This is a genomic window from Nonomuraea sediminis, assembly GCF_018531495.1.
Classification (GTDB): domain Bacteria; phylum Actinomycetota; class Actinomycetes; order Streptosporangiales; family Streptosporangiaceae; genus Nonomuraea; species Nonomuraea sediminis.
This window is the reverse complement of the sequence record NZ_JAHDTI010000005.1, coordinates 375,402-394,379: the sequence shown is the minus strand read 5'-3', so window position 1 is coordinate 394,379 and position 18,978 is coordinate 375,402. Positions and strand designations below refer to the sequence as shown.

23 protein-coding genes are annotated in these 18,978 nt (G+C 70.4%); 12 read left to right on the top strand and 11 right to left on the bottom strand.

Going from position 1 to position 18,978, the window contains the following annotated elements:
• Positions 1-18: 18 nt before the first annotated feature.
• Positions 19-1,263: a glycoside hydrolase family 18 protein gene (locus tag KIK09_RS26450; protein ID WP_214322036.1), complete on the bottom strand. Its 1,245-nt coding sequence runs from the start codon at positions 1,261-1,263 to the stop codon at positions 19-21.
• A gap of 174 nt (positions 1,264-1,437) precedes the next feature.
• Between KIK09_RS26450 and hemW the strand changes: the two genes are divergently transcribed.
• On the top strand, positions 1,438-2,649 hold the full coding sequence (hemW, locus tag KIK09_RS26445) for a radical SAM family heme chaperone HemW (RefSeq protein ID WP_214322035.1): 1,212 nt from the start codon (positions 1,438-1,440) through the stop codon (positions 2,647-2,649).
• A gap of 117 nt (positions 2,650-2,766) precedes the next feature.
• Here the strand turns inward: hemW and KIK09_RS26440 are convergent, their stop codons facing one another.
• The 3 genes from KIK09_RS26440 to KIK09_RS26430 are packed head-to-tail and all read right to left on the bottom strand — an operon-like array spanning position 2,767 to position 4,585.
• Complete coding sequence (locus KIK09_RS26440) at positions 2,767-3,249, bottom strand: magnetosome magnetite crystal formation protein family (RefSeq protein ID WP_214322034.1); 483 nt, start codon at positions 3,247-3,249, stop codon at positions 2,767-2,769.
• The gene (locus tag KIK09_RS26435) at positions 3,246-4,055 is read right to left on the bottom strand and encodes a DUF3097 domain-containing protein (RefSeq protein WP_214322033.1); all 810 of its coding nucleotides are present in this window, start codon (positions 4,053-4,055) and stop codon (positions 3,246-3,248) included. Before KIK09_RS26435 ends, KIK09_RS26440 begins: the two co-directional genes overlap by 4 nt.
• 17 nt (positions 4,056-4,072) lie before the next feature.
• Positions 4,073-4,585 (bottom strand): hypothetical protein, encoded by a 513-nt coding sequence (locus KIK09_RS26430; protein ID WP_308164296.1) that lies wholly within the window; start codon positions 4,583-4,585, stop codon positions 4,073-4,075.
• Between the two features lie 341 nt (positions 4,586-4,926).
• Between KIK09_RS26430 and hrcA the strand changes: the two genes are divergently transcribed.
• Together hrcA and dnaJ are read left to right on the top strand one after the other, a co-directional pair.
• Positions 4,927-5,940, top strand: a complete 1,014-nt coding sequence (gene hrcA / locus KIK09_RS26425) for a heat-inducible transcriptional repressor HrcA (RefSeq protein ID WP_214322031.1) — start codon at positions 4,927-4,929, stop codon at positions 5,938-5,940.
• A gap of 11 nt (positions 5,941-5,951) precedes the next feature.
• Positions 5,952-7,091, top strand: coding sequence for a molecular chaperone DnaJ (gene dnaJ, locus KIK09_RS26420; protein ID WP_214322030.1), 1,140 nt, complete (start codon positions 5,952-5,954; stop codon positions 7,089-7,091).
• A 9-nt stretch (positions 7,092-7,100) separates the two neighbouring features.
• Here the strand turns inward: dnaJ and KIK09_RS26415 are convergent, their stop codons facing one another.
• The gene (locus KIK09_RS26415) at positions 7,101-7,766 is read right to left on the bottom strand and encodes a hypothetical protein (protein WP_214322029.1); all 666 of its coding nucleotides are present in this window, start codon (positions 7,764-7,766) and stop codon (positions 7,101-7,103) included.
• Between the two features lie 100 nt (positions 7,767-7,866).
• Here KIK09_RS26415 and KIK09_RS26410 point away from each other — a divergent pair, with 100 nt between their 5' ends.
• Entirely contained in the window at positions 7,867-8,592 is a 726-nt protein-coding gene (locus KIK09_RS26410; RefSeq protein WP_214322028.1) for a 16S rRNA (uracil(1498)-N(3))-methyltransferase, read from the top strand.
• A 3-nt stretch (positions 8,593-8,595) separates the two neighbouring features.
• Here KIK09_RS26410 and KIK09_RS26405 read toward each other — a convergent pair whose 3' ends face one another.
• Together KIK09_RS26405 and KIK09_RS26400 are read right to left on the bottom strand one after the other, a co-directional pair.
• Complete coding sequence (locus KIK09_RS26405) at positions 8,596-9,237, bottom strand: hypothetical protein (protein ID WP_214322027.1); 642 nt, start codon at positions 9,235-9,237, stop codon at positions 8,596-8,598.
• On the bottom strand, positions 9,234-9,713 hold the full coding sequence (locus KIK09_RS26400) for a SigE family RNA polymerase sigma factor (protein ID WP_101783532.1): 480 nt from the start codon (positions 9,711-9,713) through the stop codon (positions 9,234-9,236). The genes KIK09_RS26405 and KIK09_RS26400 overlap by 4 nt, the downstream gene beginning before the upstream one ends.
• Positions 9,714-10,045: 332 nt before the next feature.
• Here KIK09_RS26400 and KIK09_RS26395 point away from each other — a divergent pair, with 332 nt between their 5' ends.
• The 8 genes from KIK09_RS26395 (at position 10,046) to era (ending at position 16,238) form a co-directional block, all read left to right on the top strand.
• A complete protein-coding gene (locus KIK09_RS26395; protein ID WP_214322026.1) occupies positions 10,046-10,390 on the top strand; it encodes a histidine triad nucleotide-binding protein in 345 nt (114 codons plus the stop codon).
• Positions 10,391-10,679: 289 nt separating this feature from the next.
• Positions 10,680-11,711 (top strand): PhoH family protein, encoded by a 1,032-nt coding sequence (locus KIK09_RS26390; protein WP_214322025.1) that lies wholly within the window; start codon positions 10,680-10,682, stop codon positions 11,709-11,711.
• Positions 11,708-12,178, top strand: a complete 471-nt coding sequence (gene ybeY / locus KIK09_RS26385) for an rRNA maturation RNase YbeY (protein WP_214322024.1) — start codon at positions 11,708-11,710, stop codon at positions 12,176-12,178. Before KIK09_RS26390 ends, ybeY begins: the two co-directional genes overlap by 4 nt.
• The gene (locus KIK09_RS26380) at positions 12,163-13,464 is read left to right on the top strand and encodes a hemolysin family protein (RefSeq protein ID WP_308164294.1); all 1,302 of its coding nucleotides are present in this window, start codon (positions 12,163-12,165) and stop codon (positions 13,462-13,464) included. Before ybeY ends, KIK09_RS26380 begins: the two co-directional genes overlap by 16 nt.
• A 407-nt stretch (positions 13,465-13,871) precedes the next feature.
• Positions 13,872-14,507: a hypothetical protein gene (locus tag KIK09_RS26375; protein ID WP_214322023.1), complete on the top strand. Its 636-nt coding sequence runs from the start codon at positions 13,872-13,874 to the stop codon at positions 14,505-14,507.
• Positions 14,508-14,516: 9 nt separating this feature from the next.
• The gene (locus tag KIK09_RS26370) at positions 14,517-14,831 is read left to right on the top strand and encodes a cytidine deaminase-like protein (RefSeq protein ID WP_214322022.1); all 315 of its coding nucleotides are present in this window, start codon (positions 14,517-14,519) and stop codon (positions 14,829-14,831) included.
• Positions 14,832-14,834: 3 nt separating this feature from the next.
• Entirely contained in the window at positions 14,835-15,311 is a 477-nt protein-coding gene (locus tag KIK09_RS26365) for an NUDIX domain-containing protein (protein WP_214322021.1), read from the top strand.
• Positions 15,312-15,320: 9 nt separating this feature from the next.
• The gene (gene era, locus KIK09_RS26360; RefSeq protein WP_214322172.1) at positions 15,321-16,238 is read left to right on the top strand and encodes a GTPase Era; all 918 of its coding nucleotides are present in this window, start codon (positions 15,321-15,323) and stop codon (positions 16,236-16,238) included.
• 212 nt (positions 16,239-16,450) lie between these two features.
• On the opposite strand, the gene KIK09_RS26355 is transcribed toward era, so the two are convergent.
• Genes KIK09_RS26355 through KIK09_RS26340 form a run of 4 tightly spaced genes read right to left on the bottom strand, consistent with a single transcriptional unit; the run spans position 16,451 to position 18,978 of the window.
• On the bottom strand, positions 16,451-16,909 hold the full coding sequence (locus KIK09_RS26355) for a hypothetical protein (protein WP_214322020.1): 459 nt from the start codon (positions 16,907-16,909) through the stop codon (positions 16,451-16,453).
• 9 nt (positions 16,910-16,918) lie between these two features.
• Entirely contained in the window at positions 16,919-17,650 is a 732-nt protein-coding gene (locus KIK09_RS26350) for an urease accessory protein UreD (protein WP_214322019.1), read from the bottom strand.
• The gene (gene ureG, locus KIK09_RS26345; RefSeq protein WP_214322018.1) at positions 17,638-18,291 is read right to left on the bottom strand and encodes an urease accessory protein UreG; all 654 of its coding nucleotides are present in this window, start codon (positions 18,289-18,291) and stop codon (positions 17,638-17,640) included. Before ureG ends, KIK09_RS26350 begins: the two co-directional genes overlap by 13 nt.
• A gap of 15 nt (positions 18,292-18,306) precedes the next feature.
• The gene (locus KIK09_RS26340; protein WP_214322017.1) at positions 18,307-18,978 is read right to left on the bottom strand and encodes an urease accessory protein UreF; all 672 of its coding nucleotides are present in this window, start codon (positions 18,976-18,978) and stop codon (positions 18,307-18,309) included.

The window sequence follows — 18,978 nt, the reverse complement described above, 5'->3', positions numbered from 1 at the left end:
TTCAGGCGGGGGAGGAAGTCAACTGAGCACCGAGTACAGGGCGCCGGTGAGGGAGGCGCGCGAGTCGTCCTGGTCGATCGACCACATCATCGACCCGCCCAGCCCCTTGAAGCGGATGTAGGCCGCCTTCTCGACCAGCACCGCCGGGTCGTCGTAGGACCAGAACTCGTTGCCGTCGTAGAGCCACTGCGTGCCGGTCCGCAGGTCCCTGTACCGCTTGCCGGGCTTGTTCACCAGCTCCTTGTAGTCCTCGGTGCCCGGGCCCCACTTGCCGGGCGCGGGTCCGGTGGCGGGCTGGTAGAGGCCGTCGCCGCCCTTGACGCCGGTCCACCCCTGGCCGTAGGCGGGGACGCCGACCACGATCTTGCGGGCGGGGGCGCCGCGCGACAGGTAGTCGCGCACGGTCTGGTCCACGCTGTACCTGATCGGGTTGGGGTCGCGGCGGTCGGTGAAGAGGTTGCCGTTGTGCCCGGTCCGCGGCTCCCAGGTGCCGTGCAGGTCGTACCCCTGGACGGTGGCGAAGTCGAGCTGGCGGAAGATGCTGGCCACCTCGAACCCGGCGTCGATCTTCGCCGCCGCCGCGGGCAGGAACGCGGTCAGCTGCGTGTCAGGCGAGAACTCCCGCAGCTGCCGCCTGAGCTCGACCAGGAAGGCCGTGAAGTTCTGCTTGTCCTCGGGCCTGATGACGTTCCCGTCGTTGCCCGCCGAGCCCGGCCACTCCCAGTCGAGGTCGATCCCGTCGAACACCCCGGCGCCCGCGCCCGCCTCCAGCCCGGGCAGGTTCCCGCGCAGCCACAGGTCGACGCACGACTGCGCGAGCCTGGCGCGCGATTCGGGCGTCAGCACCGCGTCCGAGAAGTACTTCGAGCCCGTCCACCCGCCGAGCGAGATCAGCACCTTCAGCCCCGGATGCTTGGCCTTCAGCTTGCGCAGCTGGTTGAGGTTGCCGTTGAGCGCCTGCCCCGGCTCGTCGGCGACGCCGTCGACGCTCTCCTCGGCCGAGACCGGCCGCTGCCAGTCGGCCCACGGGTCGGCCGAGTAGCACGAGCCCTCGGCGTTGACGAACCCGAACGCGTAGTTGACGTGGGTCAGCTTGCCGGCCGCGCCGCTGGTCTCCATGTCCTTGACGTGGAAGTCGCGCCCGTAGATCCCCCACTGGATGAAGTAGGCGACCCGCTTGAACCCGACGCGCGCCTCTGCAGGTGCCGAGACGGCCGCGAGACCGAGTAAGAGCGAAACCACGGCGATCAGGATCTTCTTCACGAGGCGGCTCCCGGACGCTCACTTATAGGAAACTTTCCTATAAGTTGTCGCGATCGTAGAACCCTCATCCACGCCCGTCAACGCCCCACGATGTCGGCGACGGTCGCGCCAGTTGGGGCTCGTTTGCAATGCGCTGGTCCGACCCACGCCCACGGGGCGGGCACACTGGTAGATGTGCCTTCCACACTTCCTGACGGCGAGACAGCGCCCGCCTCGGGCGAGCTGCCCGCGAGCGCCCTGGAGACCCTGGGCGAGCGGCCGTTCGGCTTCTACGTGCACGTGCCGTTCTGCGTCACGCGGTGTGGATACTGCGACTTCAACACCTACACCGCGACCGAGCTCGGCCCGGGCGCGTCGCAGCGCGACTACGCCGACACTGTCATCGAGGAGATCCGGCTCTCCCGGAAGGTACTGAACAAGGACGTCCCCGTGGAGACCGTGTTCTTCGGCGGCGGCACTCCCACGCTGCTCCCGGCCGCCGACCTGGGCAGGATCCTGCGGGCGATCGACGAGGAGTTCGGCCTGCGGCAGGGCGCCGAGGTGACCACGGAGGCCAACCCCGAGTCCGTCGACCAGCGATCCCTGGACGAGCTGAGAGGCCAGGGCTTCACCCGGATCAGCTTCGGCATGCAGAGCGCCCGCGAGCACGTACTGAAGGTCCTGGACAGGACCCACACCCCTGGCAGGCCGCAGCAGGCCGTGCGGGAGGCAAGGAAGGCGGGGTTCGAGCACGTCAACCTCGACCTCATCTACTCCACACCGGGCGAGACCGACGACGACTGGCGGGCCTCGCTCGAGGCCGCCATCGCCGCCGAGCCCGACCACGTGTCGGCGTACTCGCTGATCGTCGAGGAGGGCACCAGGCTCGCGGCCCGCATCAGGCGCGGCGAGCTGCCGATGCCCGACGACGACGTGGCCGCCGACCGCTACGTGGTCGCCGACGAGCTGCTCGAGGCCGCCGGTTTCCGCTGGTACGAGGTGTCCAACTGGGCGACCTCCGACGCCGCGCGCTGCCGCCACAACCTGCTGTACTGGACCGGCGGCGACTGGTGGGCGGCGGGCCCGGGCGCGCACAGTCACGTCGGCGGCACCCGCTGGTGGAACGTCAAGCACCCCGCCGCCTACGCCCGCCGCCTGTCCGAGGGGGTGTCCCCGGCGCAGGCGCGCGAGGTGCTGACGGCGGACGACCGCGCGGCCGAGCGCCTCATGCTGGAGGTACGGCTGGCCACCGGCTACCCGCTCGCCGCCCTTCAGGCGAACACGGTGGTGGCCGACGCGCTGGCCAGGGGCCTGCTGGAGGTCGAGGCGTTCAAGACGGGCACCGCCGTGCTCACCCGGAAGGGCCGCCTGCTGGCCGACGCGCTCATTCGAGACCTGCTGACCTGACCCTGACTCACCCGGCGGCCCGGAGGCCGGGGAACGCCGGGTGATCGGGGGCGGCTCGTACCTGTGCCACGAGTCGTACTGCCACCGCCAGCAGCGGCAACCGCGCTTTCAGAATCGTCAGCTGATCATCCGGATGCTGATCGGGTAACGGTAGTTCTCGCCCCGGTTGGCGGCCAGCGCCGCCTGGATGTGGAAGATCAGCGAGATCACCCAGATCACCGGGAACAGCAGGAGCCCGATGAGGATGAACGACAGGACGAACGCCACGATGTAGCCGATGAACATCGTGATCTGGAAGTTCAACGCCTCGGCCGACTGGTCCCTGACGTAGGGGGACTCGTCCTTCTTCATCAGGTAGATGATCAGTGGACCGATCCATGACACGAGCAGGCCGAGCAGATGGGCCAGCATGGCCATCGTGGTGTCGTCGCTGCCCGGGCGCGGGCCGTACTGTCCCGGCACGTGCGGCGGGCGCTGCTGAGGAGCCGAGTAACCGTAGCCGGGCTGCTGGTAGCCGGGCGGCGGGGTCGGCGGCTGGCCGTAGCCGTACCCCTGCTGGGGTCCTGACTCCGGCTGCTGTTCGGGGTAATCCTGACTCATGATGCCTCCGTGGTGACGAAGTCGATCAGTTCCTCGACCCGGCCCAGCAATTCGGGCTCCAGGTCGGTATAGGTGGAGACGGCCCCGAGAATCCGCCGCCACGCCTCGGCCGGCTCCATGCGCCAGCCGAGTGCCGCGATCACGCCCTCCTTCCACGGCACCCCGCGCGGCACGTCGGGCCAGCCCGGGATGCGCAGGACGGACGGTTTGACCGCCTGCCAGATGTCGATGTACGGATGTCCGACGATCAGCACGTGCTCGGAGGTGACCTGGGCGGCGATCCGGCTCTCCTTCGAACCGGGCACCAGATGGTCGACCAGCACGCCCAGCCTGCGTCCAGGCTCGGGCTCGAACTCGGCCACGATGGACGGCAGGTCGTCCACGCCCTCCAGGTACTCCACCACGACCCCCTCTACCCGCAGGTCGTGGCCCCAGATCTTCTCGACCAGCGCCGCGTCGTGGACGCCCTCGACGTAGATGCGGCTCTGCCTGGCCACCCGTGCCCGCAGCCCCTCGACCACGGTGGAGCCTGAGGCGCTGCGCCTGGGGCCCGCGGGTGTGGCGGCCGGCCGTACCAAGGTCACGGCCTTGCCCTCGAGCAGGAACGCGGCCGGGGCGAGCGGGAAGAGCCGGCGCTTGCCGAAACGGTCCTCCAGGGTGACGGCCTCCTTGTCGCAGGCCACGACCGCGCCGCAGAAGCCGCTCTCGGCGTCCTCCACGACCAGGTCGTACTCCGCGGGCACCAGAGGGATCTTGCCCTTGCCCGGCCGCCGCCAGTTCCCCGCGAGAACATCACCCTCGTACACACGGGGACCGTAGCAAATCACCCGCCCGCCGCAAGCCGCTTGCGGTGACTCCCACGCCGCACCAGCACGACGATCGTGACCACGATCGCCGCCAGGATGCCGATCAGCGGGATCACGACGAACGCCACCGCGCTGCCCACCAGACCGCTTGCCGCGCCGGTCAGCTCCCTGCCCACGCCGAAGCGCGTGTCGGGGTTCTTCTCCTGGGTGGTGCAGGTGATCTGGTACTGGCCCTTGCTCGGGGCGTTGATCACCAGGATCTCCTCCCAGGACCTGCCGTTCAGCTCGACCGTCTGGTTGATCGGGGTGTTGGCCAGCTTCGCGCCACCGGAGATCTGGCACTGGTAGTGGACCAGCTGACCCCGGGTCACGTAGAGGGCCGGGCTCTCGGCCGGATCGACCGTCACCGTCACCTGCTCGTCGGCGGCGAAGACCTTGGTCGGCGCCACGTTCGCCACCGTGCTGACTATGCCCGTGGCGAACACGCCCACCCCGACCGCGATACACACCACCGCGACCAGCCACCCCACCGCAATCCACCACAAACGCGGCCTGACTGCCTTCGGATCGACAGGTCGGGCGAACTGCTGATAACCGTACGGAGGGGGCATCTGGTACGGCTGGCCGCCATACTGGGGCGGCGGCGGAGGAGGAGGTTGCTGGCCATAGTACGGACCCGGACCCGGCGGGGGACCGTACTGCGGAGGCTGTGAATCGTCGGTCATGTCGGCCAGTGTGAGCCCCATGGCTTGCAGTACGCCAGCAGCGCTCTGTTATCGCACCGTGAGGGCCGGAGCCGTACACTTGGCACTCGGGAACACAGAGTGCTAGATCTGGCGTTTCCTGATAGACGGAGGCAGGAGGTGAGCACGTGCTCGACGATCGGAAGCTGGCGGTGCTCCGCGCCATTGTCGAGGACTACGTGTCCACCAACGAACCGGTGGGCTCCAAGGCGCTCGCGGAGCGCCACAACCTCAGGGTCTCCCCGGCGACGGTCAGGAACGACATGGCCGCGCTCGAGGAGGAGGGCTACATCGCCCAGCCGCACACCAGCGCGGGCAGGGTGCCGACCGACAAGGGCTACCGGCTGTTCGTCGACAAGCTCTCGCAGGTCAAGCCCCTTTCCGGCGCCGAGCGGCGGGCGATCGAGACGTTCCTGGTGGGCGCCGTCGACCTGGACGACGTGGTCACCCGCACCGTGCGCCTGCTGGCCCAGCTGACCCGGCAGGTCGCCGTCGTGCAGTACCCGACGCTGACCCGCTCGACCGTGCGCCACGTGGAGCTGGTGCCGCTGTCGGAACGCCGGGTGATGCTCGTGCTCATCACCAACACCGGCCGCGTGGAGCAGCGCGTCATCGAACTGCCCGAGGTCGTCGAGGACACCCGCATCGCCCACCTGCGGGCGGTGCTGAACGCCTGCCTCGACGGCTGCGGTCTGAGCAACGTCCCCGACCTGGTGGCCGACCTGCCCGAGCGGCTGCCCGTCGAGGACAGACCCGCGGTGGCCACGATCCTGTCGGTGCTGCTCGAGACCCTGGTGGAGCGGCACGACGAGAAGATCGTCTTCGCCGGCGCGGCCAACCTGGCGGGCGCCGACTTCGCCACCGGGCTGCGTGACGTGCTCGAGGCGCTGGAAGAGCAGGTCGTGCTCATGCGGCTGCTCGGCGAGACTTCCTCCGACATCCCATCCGAGCTCACCGTGCGCATCGGCTCAGAGAACCCCTACCTGCGCGGCACATCCGTCGTCGCGACCGGATACGGTTCTGGCAACAACCAGTTGGCCCGGCTCGGCGTACTCGGGCCGACCAGGATGGACTATCCCGTGACGATGGGCGCCGTGCGCGCGGTGGCACGCTACGTCAGCCAGATCCTGGCTGCATCATAAGAGGTCGATAAGTGGCAAACAGCGACTACTACGCCACCCTCGGGGTGCGCCGTGACGCCAGTCAGGACGAGATCAAGAAGGCGTATCGCCGCCTGGCCCGCGAGCTGCACCCTGACGTGAATCCCGATCCCGAGACGCAGGAGCGTTTCAAGGAGATCACGCAGGCCTACGAGGTGCTGTCCGACCCCAACAAGCGCCAGATGTACGACCTGGGCGCCGACCCCTTCCAGAGCGCGGGTGCGGGAGCCGGAGCCGGCGGCTTCGGCGCGGGCTTCCCCTTCAGCGACATCATGGACGCCTTCTTCGGTACGGCGGGCGGCTCGCGAGGCCCGCGCTCCCGTGCCAGGCGGGGCCGCAACGCCACCATCCGGGTCGAGCTCGACCTGCGCGAGACCGCGTTCGGCACCACCCGCGAGCTGGTCGTCGACACCGCCGTGCTGTGCGAGGTGTGCCAGGGCGCCGGCACCGCGCCGGGCACCCACCCCGACACCTGCGACATGTGCAACGGCCGGGGCGAGATCTCCCAGGTGACGCGCTCGTTCCTGGGCCAGGTCATGACTTCGCGCCCCTGCCCGCAGTGCGGCGGCTTCGGCACGATCATCCGCCACCCCTGCCAGGAGTGCTCCGGCGACGGCCGCGTCCGCACCCGCCGCACGATCAAGGTCCGCATCCCTGCGGGCGTCGAGGACGGCACCCACATCCAGCTGGCCGGCGAGGGCGAGGTCGGCCCCGGCGGCGGCCCCCCCGGCGACCTGTTCCTGGAGATCGTCGAGCGGCCGCACGAGATCTTCGAACGGCGCGGCGACGACCTGCACTGCACGGTCCAGATCCCGATGACCGCCGCCGCCCTCGGCACCATCCTCACCGTCGAGACCCTCGACGGCTCCGAGGAGGTCGACGTCCGGCCGGGCACGCAGTCGGGCCAGGTCATCACCATGTTCGGGCGCGGCGTGCAGCGCCTCAACGAGACGGGCCGCGGCGACCTGCTGATCCACGTGAACGTCGAGACGCCCATGCGCCTCGAGCCCGCTCAGGAGGAGCTGCTGCGCGAGCTGGCCAAGCTGCGCGGCGAGGAGCGCCCGCCCGGCAAGTTCGCCCCCGGCCAGCAGGGCTTCTTCTCCCGCCTCCGCGACGCCTTCAACGGCCGCTGACCCGCCGGCTCAGGACGCCAGGAAGTCGAAGAGGAACCCGACGAGGAACAGCCCCAGAGCGAACCAGCGGGCCGGGTGCGCAGGTCGCGCCCGGTCCAGCAGGAAAGCGAGCCCGTAGGCCACGGGCAGGCACAGCCCGTAGATCACCAGGGTCCAGGGCACCCAGAAGAACACCGCGATCAGTGCGTGGGCCCACAGGTCAGGGACATGGACGAAGGCGTCCGCGACCGCGTCGGATCCCGTGGATCTTCCCGTCACGTGGAACACCAGAGCGGCGGCTCCCCACGTCAGGAGAAACAGGCCCATGCCCGCCAGCAACCAGTATGACGAAACCTGAGGAAGGCGGGGCACCGGCTGGCCCGTCCTCTCCATGATCGCCAGCGAGGCCGCGATCAGGCCGAAAACGGGAACACAGCAGGCGAGAATCCACAGGATCACGGCCAGCACCGAGTGCCCCCTGCCGTGCGTCTTCGCCCAGGAGATCCCGGACAGGCGCCCGCCGAAGGCTCGCAGCGACTCAGGGCCCACCAGGTCGAGCAGGACCGTCAAGCCCGCGAGGAACTGCAGTGCCTTCCCCCATCGCCCCCAGACGAACAGCGGGTGCCCCCACAGGGGCGCGCCGGTGAGTTGCTGGCCGTCGATCCAGCGTGCCAATAAGTCCCAGAGTTCCCCCACAGAGGCATCATGCGTGCCCGGTATACCCGCGTCCACGGCAGTGGATCGTAGAGTGGCGGCGGGGCCGGACGGTTGATGAGTGCTCGTGGAGTGATCGCGGATGAGTGTGCCTGTTTTCCTGGCGGATGAGCTGGGCGGGTCCGAGGTGATCCTGGACGGACCCGAGGGGCGGCACGCGGCGACCGTGCGGCGGCTGCGCGCCGGGGAGCGGGTCGACCTGACCGACGGGGCGGGGTCCGTGGCCGAGTGCGTCGTGCGGGAGGTGCTCAAGGACGCGCTGCGGCTCGACGTGCTCGACCGATACGACGTGCCGGCGCCCGAGCCGCGGCTGGTGGTCGTCCAGGGGCTGCCCAAGGGCGACAGGGGCGAACTGGCCGTGGAGATGATGACCGAGGTGGGCGTCGACGTCGTCGTGCCCTGGTCCGCCGCGCGCAGCATCACCCAGTGGAAGGGCGACAAGGTGGCCAAGGCGCTGGGGCGGTGGCGCTCGACGGCGCGGGAGGCGGGCAAGCAGGCCCGCAGGTTCCACCTGCCCGAGGTGGCGGATCTGGCCTCCACCGCCGGCGTGGCCGCGCTGCTCGCCGACGCCGCGCTGGGGATCGTGCTGCACGAGGAGGCCACCGCGACGCTGTCCTCGCTGGAACTGCCCGCGAGCGGCGACATCGTGATCGTCGTCGGGCCGGAGGGCGGGATCGCCGGGGAGGAGCTCGCCAGGTTCGAGGCCGCGAAAGCCGTACCGGTTCTGCTCGGGTCCACCGTGCTGAGGACCTCGACGGCGGGGGTGGCGGCGGCCGCGGTGCTGCTCGCGCGGACCGGGCGCTGGTGACCCCTACTGGGGCGTGTTCGTGGCCGGCGCGCCGTTCAGCGGTGTGGCGGCCTGGCTGGTGGAAGGGGCCGGGGCATCCGGCACGCACCCCTCGGCGGGGCAGGTCGTGATCGGCGTGAGCGTGTCCGTCGGGGACGGCGTGGGGCTCGCCGAGGGGGTGGTGGGACAGTCCGTCGTCTCCGGCTCGGCCTGCGCCTCGTCGCTAGGGCACGGCGTGGGCGTGGGCGTCGGGGTCGGCGTGGGGCTGGGCTTGCTCGTCGACCTCTCCGTGGCCCGCTGCGAGGGACGGCTGGTCGGCGAGGTGGACGGCACCACGACCACGGGCGGCGGGTCGCTGTGCACCGGCTTGGTCGGCGCGGGCCTGCTGGTCGAGGACTCCGTGGGGGCGGTCGTGTAGTTCTGCGGCTGGATCGTCTCGGTCACCTTGGCCCGGAGGTCGGGGATGACCATGATGATCGTCCCCGCTACCAGGACCGCGCTGGCGGCGGCCGCGCCGGCCCGCCACCAGAACATGCTACGGACGCCGCGTCGCTCGATCCGAGCGCGGATGATCTCCAGCCCTTCCGGAGAGGGCACGACCGCGTCGGCCTCCGCGCGGAGCACACGGCGCAGGACGTCGCCGTACTCGTCGGGCGGCTGGGTCATGACATTTTCTCCAGGACGGATCGCAGAGCGGCCATGCCACGGGCTGTGTGGCTCTTGACCGCGCCCTTGCTGATGCCCATGGCGTGGGCTATCTCAGCCTCGGACAGATCACCGTAGTACCGAAGGACAAGTGCCTCTCTCTGACGGGTGGGCAGGGCGCGTAAAGCCTCGATGACGGCAGAGCGTTCCAACTCGCCGATGGCGCCGTTCTCGGCGCTCGGAGCGTCAGGCAGGCCCTTGGGAGCGTACTTCTCGACGACCGCGCGGTGACGCAGCACGGAACGGGATCTGTTGACGACAGATTGCCGTAAGTAGGCGAGTGCTTTGTCGGGGTCACGCAGTCTGCGCCAGGCGCCATGGATGGCGACGAACGCGTCCTGCACGACTTCCTCCGCTGTTGCTATGTCGCGCACCAGCAACACTGCGAGACGCACCAACGACCGAAAGTGCGCACTGTAGAGCGCAGTCACGGCCATGTCGGCGTCCCACCCGACCGGCACCGCCCCCAACGACCTGTCGGCCAGAAGGGTTTCGGTGGTCACATCAGTGGGACGCGCGGCCTTCCCTGAGGGTTTACGCTCTTCCGGTTCCTTAGAGGGCATAACCCAGTCGTGTCCTCGCCAGGTGGCCTCGCCCGAGCCTGAATCGTCGTTTTCTGGTGAAGTGTCGCACACACACCCTAACCGCGTGGATCTTCCTTCGCACGACACGACGGATTACCGATTGGCAACGGACAAAGGGGTTCCCGGTCGTTCCAGGTCAAGCGGAACTTCCGATCTAGACTGTCCTGGTCGGTAGGGTTGCTCGCGTGACGGACTGTCTTTTCTGCAAGATCGTGGCCAAGGAGATTCCGGCCGACATCGTCCACGAGACGGACCGGACTCTCGCCTTCCGCGACATCAACCCCCAGGCGCCCACGCACGTCCTGGTCATCCCGAAACAGCATCACGCCAACGCCTTCGAGCTGGCCCAGGCCGACGACGGCCTCGCCGACGACCTTCTCAAGGCCGCCCACGCCGTGGCCGTCCAGGACGGCGTCGCGGAGACGGGCTACCGCGTGGTCCTCAACACCGGCCCCGGCGCCGGCCAAACCGTCTTCCACGTCCACGCCCACCTCCTGGGCGGCCGCCCCCTCCTCTGGCCGCCGGGCTAGCGCACCGCCCACACGGCGGGCCACGGGACTCGGTCGGGTGGTTCAGGGTGGAGTCGTGGCGGCGGGGAAGGAGAACCGACTCGCCAGAAGCGCCGGTCGGGGGCCCTCGGCCGAAGTGCGGGGGGCGGCCGGTGGGAGTGGCTCGCCGTAAAGGATCAAGGAGTTTCGGGCAGGGGACAGAGCAGCCGGGGACGGGTGATATTGGCGCGAGCGATTGGGCTGGTCCCGGCTACGATGGGTGGTGAACTACAGCCTAGACACCCGGAGGCTTCAGGCCGCTGGCCTGCCCATGTCCGAACTACATGAATCCCGACGGTCGGCACCTCCCTCGCGTACTCAGGCTAAGGTGCTGATTCCGGACGAATACCCGATGGTCAGCCTCCTGGGCTCTCGTGACGAGCTGCTGCGCGTCATCGAGGGTGCTTTCCGGGCCGACATTCACGTCCGCGGCAACGAGATCACCGTCACCGGCACTCCCGACGAGAGCGGCGCCGTGGTGCGCCTGTTCGAGGAGCTGGTGGAGGTGCTCCGCAACGGCGGCGAGCTGACCCCCGACGCGGTCGAGCGCAGCATCGCGATGCTGAAGATGACCTCCGACCGCCCCGCCGAGGTGCTGTCCCTCGACATCCTGTCCTCCCGCGGCCGGACGATCCGCCCCAAGACGGTCAACCAGAAGCGGTACGTCGACGCGATCGACAAGCACACGATCGTGTTCGGCATCGGGCCCGCGGGCACGGGCAAGACCTATCTCGCCATGGCCAAGGCCGTGCGGGCGCTGCAGGAGAAGCGGGTCAACCGGATCATCCTGACCAGGCCGGCGGTGGAGGCGGGCGAGCGGCTCGGCTTCCTCCCGGGCACGCTCTACGAGAAGATCGACCCCTACCTGCGGCCGCTCTACGACGCGCTGCACGACATGCTCGACCCCGACTCGATCCCCAAGCTCATGGCAGCGGGCACGATCGAGGTCGCCCCCCTGGCGTACATGCGCGGACGTACCCTCAATGACGCGTTCATCATCCTCGACGAGGCACAGAACTCCTCGGCCGAGCAGATGAAGATGTTCCTGACGCGTCTCGGCTTCAACTCCAAGATCGTGGTGACCGGTGACGTCACGCAGGTCGACCTGCCTACGGGCACGACCAGCGGGCTGCGCGTGGTCCAGGAGATCCTGGCGGACATCGACGACATCCACTTCGCCAGGTTGACCAGCAGCGACGTGGTCCGCCACAAGCTGGTGAGCGAGATCGTCGACGCCTACGGCCGTTACGACGCGCTCCAGGAGCCCAAGCAGATCCAGCAGCAGCGAGGCAAGCGCCGATGAGCATCGAGATCAACAACGAGTCCGGCGTCGAGGTCGACGAGGAGGACCTGGTCGCCCTGGCCGCGCACGTGCTGGCGGCCATGGAGGTCAACCCGCTGGCCGAGCTGTCCATCCTCGCGGTCGACGAGGAGACGATGACCCAGCACCACGAGAAGTGGATGGGCGAGCCAGGCCCGACCGACGTGCTCGCCTTCCCGATGGACGAGCTGCGTCCGGGCGGCGGCGGGGGCGCGCGCGGCGACGCCGACAGCCCCGCCGACCCGGCGCTGCTCGGCGACGTGGTGCTCTGCCCGCAGGTGGCCGCCAAGCAGGCCACCGAGGCGGGCCACAGCACCCAGGACGAGCTGGAGCTGCTGACCACGCACGGCATCCTGCATCTGCTCGGCTACGACCACGCCGAGCCGGAGGAGCACAAAGAGATGTTCGGCCTGCAGGCCCGGCTCCTGGAGTCGTGGCGGGCGCGGTGAACGCCTGGTTGCTGCTGGCCATCGCACTGGTCGTGTGCGGTGGCCTGATCGCCAGCGCCGAGACGGCGCTGACGCGCATCTCCCGCGTGCGGGCCGAGGAGTTCGTCCGCGAGAACCGGCGGGGCGCGCGCACCCTGCAGGCGATCGTCACCGATCCGCCCCGCTACCTGAACCTGCTGCTGCTGTTGCGGATCAGTTGCGAGCTGATCGCCACGGTGATCGCGACCCTGCTCTTCATCGACCTGCTGCACGACCAGGGCTGGGCCTACGTGTGGGCGGCCGTGGTGATGATCGTGGTCAGCTACGTGATCGTCGGCGTCTCGCCCCGCACGCTCGGGCGCCAGCACGCCGAGCCGATCGCCCTGGCCAGCGCGCCCATCGTGTCCGGGCTGACGCGGATCTTCGGGCCGCTGCCCAAGCTGCTCATCCTGCTGGGCAACGCGCTCACACCGGGCAAGGGGTTCCGCGAGGGGCCGTTCACCTCGGAGGCGGAGCTGCGCGACCTGGTCGACCTGGCCGAGGAGCGGCGCGTCATCGAGCCGGACGAGCGCGAGATGATCCACTCGGTGTTCGAGCTGGGCGACACGCTGGTGCGCGAGGTGATGGTGCCGCGCACCGACATGGTGTTCATCGAGCGCGGCAAGACGCTCAACCAGGCGCTCTCGCTCCACCTGCGCAGCGGCTTCTCCCGCATCCCCGTCGTGGGCGAGAACGAGGACGACGTCATCGGCATCGCCTACCTCAAGGACATCATCCGGCGCGTCCACGAGACCGGCGAGGGCACGGACAAGGTCGACTCGATCATGCGCCCGGCCACCTACGTGCCCGAGAGCAAGCCCATCGACCAGCTGCTGCGCGAGATGCAGGCCAGGCAGATCCACCTGGCCATCGTCATCGACGAGTACGGCGGCACGGCGGGCCTGGTCACGATCGAGGACGTGCTCGAGGAGATCGTCGGCGAGATCACCGACGAGTACGACCAGGAGGCGCCGCGGGTCGAGACCATGTCCGACGGGGCGGTCAGGGTGACGGCTCGGATGCCGGTGGACGAGCTGGGCGAGTTGTTCGACACCGAGATCGAGGTGGACGACGTGGAGACCGTCGGCGGGCTGCTCGCGCACGCGCTCGGGCGGGTCCCGATCGCCGGGTCGCAGGCGGAGGTGGCCGGGTTGCAGCTCACGGCCGAGAGCCTGGCCGGGCGGCGCAACCGGATCAGCACCGTGGTGGTGCGCCCGGTCAGACCACCGAAGGACGACCAGGTCGCCGCCCAGGCCGAGCAGGACTGACGCTTCCCAAGGCCCGCCGTACACGACCTCTCAGGCCGGCACGGCGGGCTTTGCCGTACAGGCCGCGAATGCTGTACGGCGGGCCAGGTCGGAGGGCGGGTGCCGTGGTGCGTGGTTTGCCGCAAGTGTTCTACAAGTCTTCTGCAAGCACTGTGCCCCACTCTGATGTCAGACGCCCGGTGCGGCGGGCGTCACCGAGGAGCAGCCGATCGCCGGGTGGGGTTCGCGGCGAGAAGATGGCTCCCTGGGGGGACGGCAACGTCCGGCCGGCTAGCCGGTCGTGGCGTTGCTCGGCGTAAAAGGGTGCTCTCGCCAGATTTCCGGCGAGGGCACCCTTTGAGCGTTTGTTGGGAAGTCCGGTGGATTGCCACATTCGCGAATGGGGGATTCTGCGTCCGGGGGGAATCATGGAACGCGGACTGCGGGTCATGGTGCTCGGGCTGCTCCTCGCCGGCCTGGCGGGATGCGGGAGCACCACCACGAGCGCTCACACGGACGTGCAGGCGGAGGACAAGCTCCGGGAGATCCTGAACAAGGACCCCGCGCTGCCCGACGGATTCTCCGCGCGCGCCCAGCAGGCCTGGCGGGTCCCGTTCGCGCCGGGGAGCCGCGAGTGCCGTGCCGTACTCGGACCCGCCGGCGGGCACGCGCCGCGGCGCGCGCTGACGGCGCAGGCGGCGGCCAGCTACCAGGGCGACGGGCTGGGCGAGGTGCTCGCGGTGGGGCTGGCCAGGTACGCGGGTTCCGAGGCCGAGGGGCACCTCGACGACCTGGGCAAGGCGCTGCGGGAGTGCCGGGGCATGCGCGCCGAGGACGGGACCGACCTGCGGCTGATGCCGCTCGCGATCAGGGGCGTGGGCGACGAGGCGGTGGGCGGCGAGCTGCGCGGCCGGCTGAACGGCTACCCCTACGCGCTGGACGTGATGCTCGTGCGGACGGGCGACACGCTGGTCTCGGTGGTCCACACCGGCATCGCGGACGTCGACCAGGAGATGACCCGGCGGCTGCTGGGTGCCGTCCTGGGGATGGCGAGGCCTGACTAGGCTGGTCGGGTGACTCTCGACGCAGAAGACAGCAAGCTCGTCACCCTGGCTCGGGCGGCCAGGGCGCGCAACGGCTCGGCCGAGGGCGCCGCCGTACGCGACGAGACCGGGCGCACCTACTCGGCGACGAACGTGGCGCTTCCCGCGCTGACGCTCACGGCCGTGCAGGTGGCCGTGGCGATGGCGGTCTCCAGCGGGGCGCAGTCGCTCGAGGTCGCGGCGCTGGTCACGGCGGGAGATCCGAGTGAGGACGACGGACGGCTGGTCGCGTCGCTGGGTGCCAAGGAGCTCATCGTGGCGGGCCCCGACGGGACGGTGCGCTGAGCGATGGCCATGTCGCCGTTCCTGGCCAACATTCGCGAGAAGGTGGGCACGGACCTGCTGATGCTGCCGTCGGTGGCCGGGTTCGTGTTCGACTCGGCGGGGCGGCTGCTGGTGGCCCGGCACGGTGACGTCGAGCTGTGGGCGGCGCCGGGCGGGGGCGTCGATCCGGACGAGCGGCCCGAGGACGCCGTGGTCAGGGAGCTGCGCGAGGAGCTCTCGGTGGACGTGGCGGTGCGCGGGCTGATCGGGGTGTACGGCGGGCCGGAGTTCCGCACCGTCTACCCCAACGGGCACCAGTGCGGGTACGTGATCGCGGCCTACGGATGCGTGGTGGCCGGTGGCACCCCGACGCCCGACGGGGAGGAGATCACCTCGTGGCGCTGGGTCACAGAAGACGAAATTTCCGGACTTAATATGACGGCGTGGTCGCCACTCGTGGTGCCCGAAGCGTTCACCTGGTGGCGTGGTCAGCGCCTTTGATGGGCGACAATCGAGTACGTGACTTCGCCAGACAGTTTCCGCGCCGGTTTCGCCTGCTTCGTGGGGAGGCCGAACGTCGGCAAGTCCACGCTGATGAACGCCCTGGTCGGCCAGAAGGTCGCCATCACCTCCTCCAAGCCGCAGACCACCCGGCGCGTCATCAGGGGCATCGTCCACCGCCCCGACGCCCAGCTGATCATCGTCGACACGCCCGGCCTGCACCGCCCGCGCACGCTGCTGGGTGAACGCCTCGACAGCCTCGTCCTGTCGACGCTCACGGAGGTGGACGTGATCGGCTTCTGCGTCCCGGCCAACGAGCCGATCGGCAAGGGCGACCGCTTCATCGCCGAGAAGCTCGCCGCGGTCAAGAAGACGCCCGTCGTCGCGGTGGTCACCAAGTGCGACCTGGCCACCAAGGAACGCATCGCCGAGCAGCTGCTCGCGGTGTCGCAGGTGGCGGAGTTCGCCGCGGTCGTCCCGGTCTCCGCCGAGACGGGCGACCAGCTCGACGTGCTCGCGGGCGTTCTGATCGAGCACCTGCCGGAGTCGCCGCCGCTCTACGAGGACGGTCAGCTCACCGACGAGCCCGAGCAGGTCCTGGTCGGGGAGCTCATCAGGGAGGCGTCCCTGGAAGGGGTCCGCGACGAGCTGCCCCACTCGATCGCGGTCGTCGTCGACGAGATGCTGCCCCGCGAGGGCCGCGACGACCTGCTGGACATCTACGCCCACCTGTTCGTCGAACGCCCCTCGCAGAAGGCCATCGTCATCGGCCACAAGGGCGAGCGCCTGCGCGACGTGGGCACCCGCGCCCGCAAGCAGATCGAGGCACTCCTCGGCACCCGCGTCTACCTCGACCTCCGCATCAGCGTCGCCAAGGACTGGCAACGCGACCCCAAACAACTCCGCCGCCTCGGCTTCTTCGACTGACCCGATCTCGTTTACTTCCCTGCGGGCTCTTTTCCGCTGTACGGCAAGCCGCCCCACCGGCCGCCTGCCGCACTCCGGCTGAGGACCCGCGCCCGGCGCTTCCGGCGAGTCGGCGACGGTAGCCCACCGCAACGACTCCGCCCTGAACCAGGCACCCGGGCCCCACGTTCCGCGCCGCACACGAGCGCCGGGTCGGCGGGGAGGGGTGGGAGTTATGCGGGGGTGCGGCGGAGGAGGGTGAGGAGGGAGGTGAGGGTGGCGGCGAGGGCGCTGGTCAGGGCGGCGTACCAGCCGAAGCGGATGACCGGCTCGACCGACAGCAGGCGGCCGAGGTCGAGCGACGCCCCGCCCGTCGAGTCCGACAGGAACATGACCAGGACGAGCACCGCCAGGCCGGCGGGCAGGACGGCGAGGGCGGCGAGCCAGCGGCGCCCCATGAGCCCCGCCACGCCGAACGCCACCACGGCCAGCCCGGCGACCAGCGTGTAGATGCCGTACGAGCCGTCGATGCCGCGCATGTCGTCGGTGAGGCCGCCGCCGATGAGGTCGCTGCGCGCCTCGACCCCGGCCCAGGGCAGGAGCGTGCTGATCACGAGCAGCACACCGGTGGCCGCGACGGCGAGCACGTAGCCGGTGCGTGTGCGGGACTTCGGCGCCAGTGAGTCGGTCACACGATCACACTAGGACGGCAGGCGCCCCGCCACCAGCGGTTGAAAGGTGACGGCCGCTTCGCCCCACAGCAGGCGGCGGCGCAGCTCCACGGCGTCGTCGGCGAGCGCGGAGACCAGGGTCCCCGGCCCCGCCAGGGGGAGCACGGCGACGCCTTCGCCGACCACGGGAGCTTCAGCGCGCGGGCCGGTGACGAGGGTGGTGCCGAGGCAGCGGGCCGTGCCGTAGACGGCAGGGGAGGAGTCCACGTCCGTGCCGATGGCCAGCTCCTGGCGCAGCAGCGGGCGGCCGTCGTGGAGCGCGTCGAAGCGGGTGCGGCAACGTCCTGGGCGCTCGCCGTACCTGCCGAGGACGAGCTCCTCGCGCCACAGGACCCGCGCGTCGCCGCGCAGGTCCAGGTGTACGGCCTGGCGGTGCGCGCACCCCGCGGCCAGGATGGCGGGCTCGGGGGCGAAGCGCAGGCACGCGCCCTGGCCGACGGTCGCGATGATCAGCAGCTCCGAGGTGCCGTCGCCCGGCAGGACGAGCGTGGCCGCCACGGAGCCGAAGTCCAGCGTGGTCCCGGGGGCGACGTCGATGCGCAGCTCGAGCCGGTCGCCGCCGAGGGGCCCCGCGGCGGTGGAGACCAGCCGGACGGCGGTGTCGCCGGTCTGGCGCAACGTCAGCGGAGGCGCCGAGCGCAGGGTCGAGAGCACGGTCCGCCCGCCGGCCAGCGTGGTCCCCACCCCGGCTACCGCCCGCATGCGGCCAGTTGTGCGGTGACCCAGCCGGCCACCTGCGTGGCGGTGGGTTCGCGGCGCAGGGAGGTGAACAGGACCGGGCGGTCGCCGCGGACGCGGGCGGCGTCGCGGGCCATCACGCCGAGGTCGGCGCCCACGTGGTCGGCCAGGTCCGTCTTGTTGACGACCAGGAGGTCGGCGGAGGTGACCCCCGGCCCGCCCTTGCGGGGCACCTTGTCGCCGCCCGACACGTCCAGGACGAAGATCTGCCGATCCGCCAGCCCGCGGCTGAACGTGGCCGTCAGGTTGTCGCCCCCGCTCTCGACGATCACCAGGTCGAGCGGCCCGAAGGTGTCCTCCAGGGTCTCCACGGCGTCCAGGTTGGCGGCGATGTCGTCGCGGATCGCGGTGTGCGGGCAGCAGCCGGTCCGCACGGCCACGATGCGCTCCGGGTCGAGCACCCCGGACCGGCGCAGGAAGTCGGCGTCCTCGGTGGTGTAGATGTCGTTGGTCACCACGCCCAGCCTGGTCGACGGCCCCAAGGTACGGCACAGCGCCGCCACCAGGGCCGTCTTGCCGCTGCCCACCGGTCCTCCCACGCCCAGCCGCAGCGCCCGCCCGTTCTGGTCGGGAGCGTGGTGGTGGTCGTCGTGCGTGGCGCCCATGTCGGGGTCCTTTCCTCAGGAGACGAACAGCGTGCCTTCGGCGGCCTCGTGCCCCTCGGCCAGCAGATCCAGCCCCGGCGCGGAAACCGCCACGAGCTCGGCCCATCCCCCCTGGGCGGATCCGGCGTCGGCCTGGGCGGAGACGGTGGTCAGGTCGGGGGCCAAGGCGGCGAGCAGGGCGTGGACCTCGACCGGGTCCAGGCCGAGCAGGCGTACGGCGGCGGTGGCGGCGCCGGTGATCGAGTGGTAGGCGGCCGCCAGGGCGGCCTCCCCGCGGGTGGTCCCGGCCGCGTGCGCGGCTGCGCCGAGCGCGAGGGGATGGTGCGGGCTCGGTACGGCTTCCGCCAGCTCGTCGAGCGCCCGCCCTGTCCACAGCCGCCGGGCGACCCGGAGCAACAGCCTGCCCTGGAGCCGGGATGCCGCACGCTGGGCCGGTGCCGCGGTCCTGGCATCCACCTCGGCGTCGAGCATGACCCACTCGCCGGTGCAGGCGGCCAGGGTGTGGGCGGCGGCGGTGAACGTCGCGGAGACGAGGCCCGCCGTGTGGAGCCGCCCCACCAGGAAGGAGCGCAGGGACGGCAGGTCGTGGAAGGCGCCGGAGCGGATCGCCTCCTCGGCGCCGCCCGAGTGGGCGTGGGAGCCCGCGGGGAGGCGGGAGTCCGCCAGGAGCAGCAGGGCCGGGTGCAC

Excerpts from the sequence above, each read along its gene's own strand:
- KIK09_RS26440 (WP_214322034.1), bottom strand. The coding sequence starts at position 3,249 with ATGAGTCAGGATTACCCCGAACAGCAGCCGGAGTCAGGACCCCAGCAG.
- KIK09_RS26410 (WP_214322028.1), top strand. The coding sequence starts at position 7,867 with ATGAGTGTGCCTGTTTTCCTGGCGGATGAGCTGGGCGGGTCCGAGGTG.
- KIK09_RS26405 (WP_214322027.1), bottom strand. The coding sequence starts at position 9,237 with ATGACCCAGCCGCCCGACGAGTACGGCGACGTCCTGCGCCGTGTGCTC.
- KIK09_RS26400 (WP_101783532.1), bottom strand. The coding sequence starts at position 9,713 with ATGGCCGTGACTGCGCTCTACAGTGCGCACTTTCGGTCGTTGGTGCGT.
- KIK09_RS26390 (WP_214322025.1), top strand. The coding sequence starts at position 10,680 with ATGTCCGAACTACATGAATCCCGACGGTCGGCACCTCCCTCGCGTACT.
- ybeY (WP_214322024.1), top strand. The coding sequence starts at position 11,708 with ATGAGCATCGAGATCAACAACGAGTCCGGCGTCGAGGTCGACGAGGAG.
- KIK09_RS26375 (WP_214322023.1), top strand. The coding sequence starts at position 13,872 with ATGGAACGCGGACTGCGGGTCATGGTGCTCGGGCTGCTCCTCGCCGGC.
- KIK09_RS26365 (WP_214322021.1), top strand. The coding sequence starts at position 14,835 with ATGGCCATGTCGCCGTTCCTGGCCAACATTCGCGAGAAGGTGGGCACG.
- KIK09_RS26350 (WP_214322019.1), bottom strand. The coding sequence starts at position 17,650 with ATGCGGGCGGTAGCCGGGGTGGGGACCACGCTGGCCGGCGGGCGGACC.
- ureG (WP_214322018.1), bottom strand. The coding sequence starts at position 18,291 with ATGGGCGCCACGCACGACGACCACCACCACGCTCCCGACCAGAACGGG.